This is a genomic window from Cellulomonas sp. P24, assembly GCF_024704385.1.
In the GTDB taxonomy this organism is placed as follows: Bacteria; Actinomycetota; Actinomycetes; order Actinomycetales; family Cellulomonadaceae; genus JAJDFX01.
Window position 1 is genome coordinate 1,192,705 of record NZ_JAJDFX010000002.1, and the last position, 12,089, is coordinate 1,204,793.

Sequence of the window (12,089 nt, forward strand, 5' to 3'; positions counted from 1 at the left end):
AGCAGGGAGATGACCGTCGATAGGCTCGCGCCATGGAGCCGACGACGGACACGAACGCCGCGATCTGGAAGTCCGAGGAGCACGTGCGGAGCCGTGCGGCGCGCGCCGCCGAGCGTGAGCGCGAGAACGCGGCGCGGTGGCGGCTCCTCGGCGAGCTCCTTCCGTTCGACGAGCAGGACGCCTTCACGTTCCTCGACCTCGGTGCAGGGACGGGCTCGGCCGCGCGCACCATCCTCGACCTGTACCCGCGGAGCACCGCGATCCTCAGCGACTTCTCGCCGCAGATGATCGCGGTCGGCGAGGAGGAGATGGCCGCGTACGCCGGGCGTTACCGCTACGTCGAGTTCGACATGTCGACGAGCGCGTGGCCGGACGAGATCCCGGCCGTCCTCGACGCCGTCGTGAGCTCGATGTGCATCCACCACATGCCGGACCACCGCAAGGCGGGTCTGTTCGCGGAGATCTTCGCGCGGCTGGCCCCGGGTGGCTGGTACCTCAACTACGACGCGGTGAGCTCGGCGGATGCCGTCGTCGCGGCGGCGTGGGAGCGGACCGCCGACCGGCAGGACCCGGACGCGGCCGACAAGCGCCGGCATCGCACGCCGGAGGAGCAGGCCCGCCACGAGAACCACGTGCGCTACCTGATCCCGCTCCCCCAGCAGCTCGAGTACCTGGCAGCGGCGGGCTTCGCCGGGATCGACGTCTACTGGAAGCACCTCGACGACGTCATCTACGGCGGGCAGCGGCCGGAAGAGCCGTCCTCTACGCTCGCACCGTGACGATCCTCGAGCATCCGGCCGTCGCCCGGGTCCGCGCCGCGCTCTCCGCAGCCGGTGCCCGCGGAGAGGTCGTCGTGCTCGACGACCACGCCCGCACGGCCGTCGCCGCGGCGGAGCAGCTCGGGGTGTCGGTCGCCCAGATCGCGAACTCGCTGGTGTTCGCGATCCCGGACCGCCCGATCCCGGGCGAGCGGGACGTCGTGCTCGTGATGACCTCGGGCGCCCATCGGGTGGACACCCAGCAGGTCGCGACCTTCCTGGGGGTCGACCGCCTGGAGCGTGCCGACGCGGACCTGGTCCGCGAGCGCACCGGGTTCGCGATCGGCGGTGTCGCTCCCGTGGGTCATGTCACGACGCTCACGACCCTGGTCGACGTCGCGCTCGCGGACCACGACGTGGTCTGGGCGGCTGCCGGCCATCCGCGGACGGTCTTCCCGGCGACGTTCGACGAGCTCGTCCGGATCACCGGAGGACGGGCCGCCTCGGTCGCCTGACGCGCGCGACGACACCGACGCCCGAGCCGGTCGGGGCGCCCAGGCCGGCCGACTCACCGGGATCAGTCGACATGCTCAGGTCGGTCGGGACGCCCAGGTCGGGCACGGTGGCGAGCACGGAGTGGTGGTCGTGCTCGGGGGCGCGCACCGAGACGACGGCATCCATGACCGCCGACCCCTCGGCCGGGCCCTCGATCACGACGAGGTCGGGGTCCAGGTCGACCGGGAGGTCCGACACGTCCGCGAGGCGGCGTCGCGCCCGGCGGTACGCCGGGACGAGCACCGCGACCGCGCCGATCCAGGCGAGCGGGTTCCCCCAGACGACACCCGTGAAGCCGAACGCCGCACCGAGGACCACGGCTGCGCCGACGCGCATGATGAGCTCGATGGTGCCGGTGAGGGTCGGGACGAACGTGTACCCGAGGCCCTGCAACGCCCCGCGGGTCACGAAGAGCACGCCGAGGACGGCGTAGAGGGACCCGTTGACGTGCAGCAGGTACGCCGCCATGGTGGCGACCTGCTCCTCTCCGGGGCCGACGAACAGCTCGACGATCGACCGCCCGGCGGTGATGAGCACGGCGCCGAGGAGCACCGCACCGCCGATGGACATCCACACGCCCTGGACGACGCCGAGCCTGATGCGGTCGGGTCGCCGCGCGCCGTAGTTCTGCGCGACGAAGGTCGACACGGAGAGCCCGAGCGACTGGAGCAGGGCGACCGCGAGCCCGTCGACACGCGCGGCGGTCGTGTAGGCGGCGACGGCCTCGGCGCCGAGGCTGTTGAGCCGCACCTGCACCGCGAGCGCGCCGATCGCGATGATCGACATCTGGAACCCCATCGGCAGGCCCAGTCGGAGGTGCCGGGCGAGGTCGTCGCGGCCGACCCGCCAGTCGCCGCGGTGCAGGTGGAGCACGGGGACCCGGCGCCGGACGTACACCAGGCAGAGCGCGACGGACGTGGCCTGCGAGCAGACGGTCGCGAGCGCCGCACCGGCGACCCCGAGGCCGAGGACCGCGACGAACGTCACGACGAGCCCGATGTTGAGCAGGCAGCTGATGGTGAGGAAGACGAGCGGCGTGCGGGAGTCGCCGATCGCGCGGATGATCGCCGCGAGGAAGTTGAAGGCCATCACCGTGCTCGCCCCGAGGAAGCTGACGACCGCGAAGGTCGTCGCCTGGGGCAGCAGCTCGGCCGGGGTGCGCAGCAGGCGCAGGGCCGGGCCGGCGAGCAGCGGCGCGCCGACGGTGAGCAGGATGCTTGTCGCCCCGGTGAGCATCGCACCGGTCGCCACGGAGCGGCGCACGGCGGCGGCGTCGCGTGCGCCGTACGCCTGCGCGGTCGGGATCGCGAACCCGGACGTCATGCCCCACGCGAAGCCGAGGAGGAGGAAGAGCAGGCTCCCGGTCGTCCCGACGGCGGCGAGCGCGTCGACGCCGAGCACACGCCCGACGACGATCGCGTCGGCGAACTGGTAGAGCTGCTGGACGACGTTGCCGATGAGGAGCGGGACGGCGAACGCGAGGATGACGCGCCAGGGAGGACCGGCGGTCAGAACCTTGGACATGGAGGTGCAGGTCCTCAGGACGAGACGGGTGAGAGGAGCGGTGACGCGTGGAACGGGCTCCCGCCGATCGTATCGTTACGATCGCCTCTGACCAGAGAATATGTCCGCGGGTTGAGCACGTCGGCCCTGCCGTGCGGACACCCCTCGACGGACCGGTGTCCGGTCAGGAGCGGCGGTCCACCACGACGAACGCGGCCGCCATCGTGAGGACCAGCACGAACGGCATCGTGCGCACCATCGCGGTGGCGTCGACGTCGAGGAAGGTGGCGGCGCTCGCGAGCCCGCTGACGCCGAGAGCGACCTTGCCGACGACCGCGAGCGCACCCTGACGCACCCGGAGGTCACGCTCGTCGGCGCGACCGGCGGCGAGCCGCGCGGCGGGTCCGGCGGCGTCGGCCGCGCGGGCGCTGCGCCAGCGGCCGACCGCGGCGAGCGCCACGACCACCATGCCGCCGACGGCGACGCCCGCCGCGGCGTCCGGGTGCCCGGCGGAGTCGACCACCAGGGCCAGCCCGAGGTCGACGACCACGGCGGCGGCGATCCGGAGGTACCAGGTCGCGGTGGTCTTGGGTGCGGCGATGGGGCGGTCAGGCGTCGACATGGAAGATCTCCTCGATGCTCAGCCCGAAGTACCGGGCGACGGTGAAGGCCAACGGGAGGGACGGGTCGTACTTCCCGGTCTCCAGGGAGTTGACGGTCTGCCGGGAGACGCCGAGCTCGGCACCGAGTGCGGCCTGCGAGAGGCTGCGCTCCTCGCGGAGCCGTCGGATCTCGTTCCTCATGTGTCAAGGATGCTTGTCATCCCTTGCGGTGTCAAGGACCCTTGACACTCGCCCGTCGCGCCACCGGCGCGCGCCGCACTCCGGGCTCAGTCGGCCGTGGTGAGCCGCAGCGTCTGCAGCCGCCGCACGGCCAGCACGATCGCCCCCACCGTCGTCACCGCGAGCAGCACGAGGCCCGCGGTGAGGCCGACGGCCGAGGTCACACCCATCGCGGACGCCCGGTCGCCGAGCAGGTGCTCCGCCGCCGACAACGCCCACTGCCGCACGCTCACGTCGCGGACCCCGGGCACGTACCCGCCCAGCACCGTCTCCCACAGCAGCGCGTAGAGCAGGCCGACGATCACCGCGTTCCGCGTGACGACCGACAACGCGACGAACAGCGCCGTGTACGCGCCGGCCGCCAGCGCCGCCGCAGCGGCGAACGCCCAGCCCAGGCGCCCCGCCTCGTCGCCCGCGATCTCGACCGTGGCGACGACCGGCAGGACCGCGAAGACCAGGGCCGCGCCCCACGCGACGAGCAGCTTCGACCACACGATGGTGCGCCGCGGCACGGGCTTCGCCAGCAGGTAGACGATCGACCCGTCGTCGATCTCGGTCCCGATCACGCCGGTGCCGATCAGCAGGCACATGAGCGGCAGGAACGTCCCCAGTGCGAACCCGTTCGCCAGGTTCACCGTGTACTGCACGTCCCCGCCCGACCCCCATCGGACGAGGCCCGCCAGGGCGAGCAGGATGACGGGGATGAGCACGAGCAGGACGGCCCGACGCCGGCCGAGCAGCCCCCGCCGGGTCAGCTGCATGACGACGGTGCTCATCGGGCCACCAGGTAGGCGAACACGCTCTCGAGGGACTCGTCCGCCGGCGAGACGTCGAGCAGGCGGATCCCGTGGTCACGGGCCAGTCGGGGCAGCGCGTGCACGAACACTCCCAGGTCCGGGGCCTGCACGGCGAGCGTCCCCGAGGTCAGGTCGACGGTGTCGGCTGACCCGTCGGCGATGATGGCGGCCGCGAGGCGACGGTCGTCGCTCGAGCTGATCGAGTACTGGTGCGGCCGCTCGGTCATGAGCCGACGGATCCGGCGGAAGTCCCCGGAGGCGGCGTGCCGCCCGGCCACGATCACCTCGATCGTGCCGGCGATCTCCTCGACCTCCTCGAGGATGTGGCTGCTGAACAGCACCGTGCGGCCCTCGTCGCCGAGCCGGCGGAGCAGGTCCATCAGGTGCAGCCGCTGACGCGGGTCCATCCCGTTGAACGGCTCGTCGAGCAGGAGCACCGACGGGTCGTGCACCAGGGCGGTCGCCATCTTCACCCGCTGCTTCATGCCCTTGGAGTACGTGCTGATGTCGCGGTCCTTCGCGTCCATCATCTCCACGGCCTCCAACGCCGCCCGGGCCGCCCCCTCGGCGTCGGGCAGGCGGTGCAGCCGCGCGTTGGCGAGCACGAACTGCCAGCCGGTGACCATGTCGTACATGGCCTCGGCCTCCGGCACCAGGCCGATCGTGCGGTAGATCTCGGGGTGACGCCACACCGAGGTCCCGTCGAGGGTGACCGTGCCGGCCGAGGGCGCCAGGAACCCGCCCATCATCGCAATGAGGGTCGACTTCCCCGCGCCGTTCGGGCCGAGCAGCCCGGTGACGCCCGGGCCGATCGTCATCGTGACGTCGTTGGCGGCGACGACGTTCCCGTACCAGCGCGAGACGCCGTCCAGGACCAGGGTGCTCACACGCCACCGCCCTTCCGGTACCGCCTGGCCAGGATCGCGACGCTCGCCCCGATCGTGGCGATCGCGATCGCGGAGTACACGACGAGCCCCGCTGCGCCGTCGGGATACGCCGTGCCGTTGGTCGGGGCGACGCCGAGCACCCGCACGGCGATCCCGTCGACGAGGGTGAACGGGTCGAGCACGGGCAGGTACGAGGCGACCGTCGGGTAGCCCTTCTCCGTCGTGACCGCGATCAGCAGCTGCACGATCCCGCTGACCATCAGCAGACCGGTGACGATCGCCGCGACACCCAGGCCACGGCGCGGGGTGAACGCCGCGATCACCAGGCTGATCCCGCTGAGCACGAGTGCCAGGACGGCCGCCACGAGGAGGCCACCCGCCCAGCCGGCGAGCTGGTGGCCGACCGACAGCTTCGTCAGCAGCGCGCCCACGAGGAGCAGCGTGTCGGCCAGGGCGAGCACGCCGAACAGCGCGATCGCGAGACCGCCGAACTTCGCGAGCACGTAGTCGCTGCGGTTCAGCGGCCGCGACAGGTACAGCGGCATCACGCCGTGCCGCAGGTCGCGGGAGACGCAGTACGGCGCGGCGCCGGCCACGAACAGCACGATCACCAGCTGCATCGTCCCGGGGTACTGGGTGTAGGAGATCGGCAGCTCGGTGCTGTGGGTCAGCAGGAGCGAGAGCGCGATGATCACCGGCGGGACCAGCAGGATGCCGATCAGCGTCCAGGGCATGACCTTCGACCGGGCCGGGCGACCGAGCCCGAACACCCCGCGCACCGTCTCGACCAGGAGCGACCGCACGATCCAGCCGCGGCCGAACCGGGGCCCGTCGTAGTGCCGGAAGCCGATGTCGTGGATGACGTCGTCGGTCCGGGCAGGCCCGCCGGGAGCGGCCGCTCCCCCGGGCGCGGCGGCCCCCACCGGTGCGCCGGCGCCGGGGCCGTGCTCAGTGCCGGGCATGCGCGCCCTCCTGCTCGGGTCGGAAGATCTCGGTCAGGTGATGACGACGACGCTGCATGCGGACCAGCCCGACGCCGAGGTCGGCCGCGCCGTCCTGGATCGCGTCGAGCACCCACTCGCCGGCCAGCTCGACCGAGAAGACCTGCGCACCGCTGCCGTCGGCCACCTGGGCGCCGGCCGCACGCAGCCGCGCGGCGAGCTCCGGACCGCCGTCGGTGAGCTCGACGAGCACCACCCCGCTGAGCTGCGTGGCGTCCGCCGTGGACGTCGACCGCTGCAGCACGCCCTCCTCGATCACGACGAGGTGGTCGGAGATCCGTTCGAGCTCGCCGAGCAGGTGCGACGTCACGAGGACCGAGATCGAGAAGTCCGCGCTGATCCGCTGGATCAGGCCGAGCATCTCGTCGCGCCCTGCCGGGTCGAGCCCGTTGGTGGGCTCGTCGAGCAGCACGAGCCGCGGGTCGTGGACGATCGCCTGGGCGAGCTTCACCCGCTGCTTCATCCCGGTGGAGTACCCGCCGATCGGCCGGTACCGCTCCTCGTACAGCCCGACGTGCCGGAGCGTGTCCGCCGTGCGCTCGCGCGCGACGGCGGACGGCAACCCGGACATCCGCGCCAGGTGCACGACGAGCTCGGTCGCCGACACGTCCGGAGGCAGGCACTCGCTCTCCGGCATGTACCCGACGACCTGGCGGATCGCCAGACCCTCCGTGGCACAGTCCAGGCCGAGCACCTGCGCGCGACCCGACGTCGGCGGCAGCAGGCCGAGCAGGATCTTGATCAGCGTCGACTTGCCCGCACCGTTCGCGCCCACCAGGCCGACGACGCCGTGGGGCATCTCGACGCTGAGCTGCGACAGCGCCGTGACCGGCCCGAACGTGCGGGTCAGCCCTTCGGCCACGACGGCGGGACCGGTCGACGGCACGTCATCCCTGACGCGGGCGAGGAGGTCCATGCCTGCGATCGTGCCGTGCCGACCGCCCGGGTGCCATCCGGTACCCCCCTGAGACGACCCTGAGTCGGTGCCGGACCCGCTCCACCGGGAGGTGGACGTGGGATCCACCTCCCGGCGCGTCGACCGCGGTGGTCACCCCGGCTGGACGTCCCGACGGGCGAAGCGGTCGAGACCGACCCAGACCAGCGCGGCCGCGACGAGCGTCATCACGACGAGCGGCGTCCAGGTCAGCGACGCGAGCGGCAGATGCGGCGTCGCGGAGAACGGCAGCAGGTTGAGCAACCAGTCCGGCAGGTGGAGAGCGTCGCCGATGATCACGACGAAGAACATCGCCGACAGCACACCCCAGGTCAGCGGGATCGCGAGGCGCGGCAGCCAGCCGAACAGCGCCACCGCGACGCCGACGAGCACCATCGTGGCCGGCCAGTACGCGAGGCCCGCGAGCGCGAGCCGGCCCGTCTGGCCCGGGTCGTGGACGAGGGAGCCGTAGCTCGCACCGATGCCGGCGCCTCCGACGAGGAGCAGCACCGCGGCCCCGACGGCCGGGATCAGCAGCCGCTGGAGGGCCCAGGACCTCCGCGACACGGCTCCGGCGAGCTGGGGCTCGAGGATCCCGCCGGCCTCGTCGGACCGCAGGGAGACTGCCGACTGGAGCGCGAAGACCGCCGCGACCAGGGAGATCATCATCGCGAGCATCGACAGGAGGGCGTCCACGCTCGTCCCGCCGATGATCGCCGTCATCGGCGAGCCGGAGTCGGTCAGCAGGTTGGTCATCGCCTGGACGACCGATCCGAACATCAGGGCGCTCAGCACGATCGTGATGCTCCAGCCGATGATGGGTCCGCGCTGGAGCCGCAGCGCGAGACCGAGCGGCGCACCGTACCGCGACGGCGCACCGGCGGGACCCGGACGGTCCGGCATGAGGCCGGCGCCGAGGTCGCGCCGGGCCTCGAGCCGCGCGGCCACCGCGAGGAGCACGGCGGCGAGTGCGACGAGCAGCACGAGCGGCCACCACCGGTTCGCTCCCCACGGCTGCATCTGCTCGCCCCACCCGACGGGCGAGACCCAGCTCAGGCGACCGTCGCCGAGGTCGCCGATCATCCGCAGCAGGTAGAACGCCCCGAGGACCGCCGACCCGAGCGCGTTCGCACCGCGTGACGTGGCCGTCACCTGACCGGCGAGCGCACCGACCCCGAGCGCGACCAGCCCGATCCCGGCGACCGACGCGCCGACGACGAGCGACCCGGTGACCCCGGTGCCGTCAGGGTCCAGCCCGACGGCGGCCGAGGCGGCCGCGACACCGATGCCGATGGCGACGCACAGGGCCGCGTCCACCAGCCACGACGCCGCGGAGTAGGCGTGGCGCCCGAGGACCCGGGAGCGGAGCAGCTCGGTGCGTCCGAGCTCCTCGTCGGCACGCCCGCTGCGGGTGACGAGGAACACGACGCCGAACGCGAGCGAGAGCGCGCACGTCATCCAGATCTTGGTCCAGACCGCCCCGCCGAGCGTGTTCGGGTTCGCCGCCAGACCGGTCAGCGCCTTGATGGACGGGGTGTTGCTCAGGGCAGCGAAGTCGTCCAGGGCGGCCTGGGTCGTGAAGAGACCCTTGTAGAAGGCACCGACGTACGCGAACAGGCCGGCGACCACGACCCACCACACGACCAGGCGGACCCGGTTGCGGCGGAGCACGAGGTGCAGCATCGACCCGAGGCCGACGAACGAGTCGGCGGACGACAGCCGGACGTCCGGCACGGGGCGCGTCACGGTCGCGGTCATCGCTCGGCCCCGTTCAGCGTCGCGAGCTCGTCGCCGTAGTGGCGGAGGAACAGCTCCTCGAGCGAGGGCGGGTTCGCGACGATCGACCGCGGCTGCAGCCGGGCGACCGCGGCAAGGACAGCCGGCAGCTCGGCCTCGTCGACCGCGAAGGTCACGTGCCCGTCGAGCTTCCGGAGGTCGTGCACGCCCGGCAGCGCGGCGAGGCCGTCGGCGCCCCCGTCGAGCGCGACGGTCATCTGCGACCGGGTGAGGTGACGGAGCTGGGCGATCGTGCCGGCCTCGACGGTCGCGCCGTCGCGGATGATCGTCACGCGGTCGGCCAGCTTCTCGACCTCGGCGAAGATGTGGCTCGACAGCAGCACCGAGCGTCCGGCGGCCTTGACCTCGCGGATGGACTCGGTGAACGCCGCCTCCATCAGCGGGTCGAGCCCCGACGTCGGCTCGTCGAGCAGCAGCAGCTCGGCGTCCGAGGCGAGTGCGGCGACCAGGGCGACCTTCTGCCGGTTGCCCTTCGAGTACGTCCGGGCCTTCTTGGTCGGGTCGAGCTCGAACCGGTCGAGCATGAGCTTCCGGCGCGCCGGGTCGAGGGGGCTGGACAGCCGGGACAGGATGTCGATCGCCTCACCTCCGGTGAGGTTGGGCCACAGCGAGACGTCGCCGGGCACGTAGGCGATCGACCGGTGCAGCCGGACCGCGTCGGACCACGGGTCGCCGCCGAGGACGGTCGCCCGGCCGCCGTCGGCGCGCAGCAGGCCGAGCAGGACCCGGATCGTGGTGGACTTCCCCGAGCCGTTCGGCCCGAGGAACCCGGTGACCTGCCCCGTGGGGACGGTCAGATCAAGACCTCGCAGGGCGTGGACGTTGCCGAAGCTCTTCGTGAGTCCCTCGACCTGGATGGCCATCTCGTGTGCGGGCATGGCGGGTCCCTTCGTGTGCATCGGTGGATCGACAAGGGTGGTGGAGCCGTCGCGCGGTCGACGGTGTCGACGCGCGCGGTCCGGTGGGACCGGCGACGGGTCCGGGTGACGATCAGCGTTCGGGTTCGAGATCGGGTTCGGAGGTCGATCCCGGTGCGGGATCGCGGGCGGACCCAGGTGCGGATCCGGGATCGGACCCGGTGCTCGGCGGTTCCCACAGGTACCTCACGTAGTCGTCGAGCATCGTGCGGCTCGTGAGCAGGCCCTCGGTGTAGAGCTCGAGCGCGGGCAGGACGGCGTCGTTGCGGCTGTCCCGCAGCGACGCGACGAACTCCTCGGGGGTGAGGTCGGGCGTCGTGAGGAACCGCACGAGGAGCGCCCCCATCGCCTGGTAGGTGAGGTAGCGCAGGCGTCCCTCCTCGTCGCGCGACGGACGGATCAGCCCACTGGCGATCCCCTCGGCCATCACGGCTCGGGCCTCGTCCATGAGGCTCTCGAGGAACGTCTGCGCCGGCCGACCGCCGGCGTGGATCGCGCGGAGGATGTAGACGAGGATCGACTGGGCGGTGCCCGGTGCCGTCAATCTCGCGAGCAGGTACCCGCTCGGATCGGCGATCGCCTCGGACTTCAGCGCGTGGTAGCGGCGCAGGACCTCGGCGTCGCACTCGGAGCGCAGCGCGGACTTCGAGCCGAAGTGGTGCGTGATGAGCCCGAGCGAGACGTCGGCGCGTGCGGCGATCGTCCGCATCGAGACTCCGAACCCGTCCTCCGCGAAGCAGTCGATCGCAACCTCACGGATCCTCGCCCGGGCGGTGAGGTCGGAGGGCGAGGGTCCGCCGACGTCCGCGACTGTACGCATGTACGGGATGCTATACACGCGACCAGTGGTTCGCAAGAGGTGCGACGACGGAGTCCCGCGTCGCCCCGACGGGCACGCGCGGCGTCCGCGCCCACACACCGCACGGCACGGCACGACACGGCACGGCACGTCACGGCACGGCACGGCACGTCACGGCACGGCACGGCACGGCACGGCACGGGGAGAATGGCACCGCACCAGCCACGCCACCGACGTCCGAGCCGCACCCACCCGGAGGACCCCGCATGCCGATCTCGACGCCCCGCCCCGGAACACCGGCCTGGACCCGACCGCTGGGCGCGACCGGCATCGACGTCACCGCGGTCTGCGCCGGCGGGAGCCCGCTGGGCAGCATGCCGCTGCTGTACGGGCGCGACGTGAGCCGTGACGAGGGGGTCGCGACGGTCGCCGCCCTGCTCGACAGCCCGATCAGGACGATCGACACCTCGAACGGGTACAGCGACGGCGAGAGCGAGCGCCGCATCGGGGCTGCCCTCGCGGCGGCAGGCGGCAAGCCGGACGACGTCGTCGTCATCACCAAGGTCGACGCGCGTGGTCGTGACTACTCCGGTGACCGCGTGCGCGCGTCGGTGCTCGAGAGCAAGGAGAGGCTCGGGCTGGACCAGCTCCCCCTGGTCCACCTGCACGACCCCGAGGCCTTCGACTTCACCGAGCTGACGGCTCCCGGCGGGGCGGTCGACGCCCTCGTCGCGCTCAAGGAGTCCGGCGCCGTCGGGTCGATCGGCCTCGCCGGTGGCCGGGTGCAGGAGATCGCGCGCTACCTCGCCCTCGACGTGTTCGACGTCCTGCTCGTGCACAACCGCTGGACGCTGCTGGACCGCAGCGCCGGCGACCTCCTCGCCGACGCCGCCGAGCGTGGCCTGGGCCTGATCAACGCCGCGGTCTACGGCGGCGGGATCCTGGCCGGCGACGGCACGAGCGGTGGCACCGCCCGCTACGGGTACCGTCCCGCACCCCCGGAGGTGCTCCAGGCCGTCGACCGCATGCGCCAGGTCTGCACGGCGCACGGCACGGACCTGCGGACGGCCGCGCTGCAGTTCTCGCTGCGCGACCCCCGCTTCGCGACGACCGTGGTGGGGATGAGTCGCCCGTCGCGCATCGCCGCAACAGTCGAGGCAGCCGCACAGGAGCTGCCCGACGGGCTGTGGGACGAGCTCGCGGAGCTGCTGCCGCCCGCACGCGTCTGGCTCGACGCTCCCCTCTGACCCCGGCCGCGCCGCCCAGTCGAACGGCGCCGGTCAGCCGTCCCACCTCGGA

The 12,089-nt window shown here is 72.5% G+C and carries 13 protein-coding genes; 3 read left to right on the plus strand and 10 right to left on the minus strand.

Annotated features, from left to right (window positions below; translation table 11 throughout):
* Nucleotides 1–32: 32 nt before the first annotated feature.
* A complete protein-coding gene (locus LJB74_RS05570; protein WP_259307596.1) occupies nucleotides 33–779 on the plus strand; it encodes a class I SAM-dependent methyltransferase in 747 nt (248 codons plus the stop codon).
* Nucleotides 776–1,273, plus strand: a complete 498-nt coding sequence (locus LJB74_RS05575; RefSeq protein ID WP_259307597.1) for a YbaK/EbsC family protein — start codon at nucleotides 776–778, stop codon at nucleotides 1,271–1,273. The genes LJB74_RS05570 and LJB74_RS05575 overlap by 4 nt, the downstream gene beginning before the upstream one ends.
* Here the strand turns inward: LJB74_RS05575 and LJB74_RS05580 are convergent.
* The 10 genes from LJB74_RS05580 to LJB74_RS05625 all read right to left on the minus strand — a co-directional run bounded on the left by LJB74_RS05580 (nucleotide 1,242) and on the right by LJB74_RS05625 (nucleotide 10,811).
* Nucleotides 1,242–2,837 carry an MATE family efflux transporter gene (locus tag LJB74_RS05580; protein WP_259307598.1) on the minus strand — a complete coding sequence of 532 codons (1,596 nt, stop codon included), beginning with the start codon at nucleotides 2,835–2,837 and terminating at the stop codon, nucleotides 1,242–1,244. The genes LJB74_RS05575 and LJB74_RS05580 overlap by 32 nt on opposite strands.
* A gap of 163 nt (nucleotides 2,838–3,000) precedes the next feature.
* Nucleotides 3,001–3,438, minus strand: coding sequence for a hypothetical protein (locus LJB74_RS05585; RefSeq protein WP_259307599.1), 438 nt, complete (start codon nucleotides 3,436–3,438; stop codon nucleotides 3,001–3,003).
* Entirely contained in the window at nucleotides 3,425–3,619 is a 195-nt protein-coding gene (locus tag LJB74_RS05590) for a helix-turn-helix transcriptional regulator (protein WP_259307600.1), read from the minus strand. The genes LJB74_RS05585 and LJB74_RS05590 overlap by 14 nt, the downstream gene beginning before the upstream one ends.
* Nucleotides 3,620–3,705: 86 nt before the next feature.
* Nucleotides 3,706–4,434: an ABC transporter permease gene (locus tag LJB74_RS05595; RefSeq protein ID WP_259307601.1), complete on the minus strand. Its 729-nt coding sequence runs from the start codon at nucleotides 4,432–4,434 to the stop codon at nucleotides 3,706–3,708.
* Entirely contained in the window at nucleotides 4,431–5,342 is a 912-nt protein-coding gene (locus LJB74_RS05600) for an ABC transporter ATP-binding protein (RefSeq protein WP_259307602.1), read from the minus strand. The genes LJB74_RS05595 and LJB74_RS05600 overlap by 4 nt, the downstream gene beginning before the upstream one ends.
* Nucleotides 5,339–6,304, minus strand: a complete 966-nt coding sequence (locus LJB74_RS05605) for an ABC transporter permease subunit (protein ID WP_259307603.1) — start codon at nucleotides 6,302–6,304, stop codon at nucleotides 5,339–5,341. The genes LJB74_RS05600 and LJB74_RS05605 overlap by 4 nt, the downstream gene beginning before the upstream one ends.
* A complete protein-coding gene (locus LJB74_RS05610; protein WP_259307604.1) occupies nucleotides 6,291–7,259 on the minus strand; it encodes an ABC transporter ATP-binding protein in 969 nt (322 codons plus the stop codon). Before LJB74_RS05610 ends, LJB74_RS05605 begins: the two co-directional genes overlap by 14 nt.
* A gap of 132 nt (nucleotides 7,260–7,391) precedes the next feature.
* Complete coding sequence (locus LJB74_RS05615; protein WP_259307605.1) at nucleotides 7,392–9,035, minus strand: ABC transporter permease; 1,644 nt, start codon at nucleotides 9,033–9,035, stop codon at nucleotides 7,392–7,394.
* Complete coding sequence (locus LJB74_RS05620) at nucleotides 9,032–9,952, minus strand: ABC transporter ATP-binding protein (RefSeq protein ID WP_259307606.1); 921 nt, start codon at nucleotides 9,950–9,952, stop codon at nucleotides 9,032–9,034. The genes LJB74_RS05615 and LJB74_RS05620 overlap by 4 nt, the downstream gene beginning before the upstream one ends.
* Nucleotides 9,953–10,064: 112 nt before the next feature.
* Complete coding sequence (locus tag LJB74_RS05625) at nucleotides 10,065–10,811, minus strand: TetR/AcrR family transcriptional regulator (protein WP_259307607.1); 747 nt, start codon at nucleotides 10,809–10,811, stop codon at nucleotides 10,065–10,067.
* A gap of 245 nt (nucleotides 10,812–11,056) precedes the next feature.
* On the opposite strand from LJB74_RS05625, the gene LJB74_RS05630 reads away from it, so the two are divergent.
* Nucleotides 11,057–12,037: an aldo/keto reductase gene (locus LJB74_RS05630; RefSeq protein WP_259307608.1), complete on the plus strand. Its 981-nt coding sequence runs from the start codon at nucleotides 11,057–11,059 to the stop codon at nucleotides 12,035–12,037.
* Nucleotides 12,038–12,089: the final 52 nt, after the last annotated feature.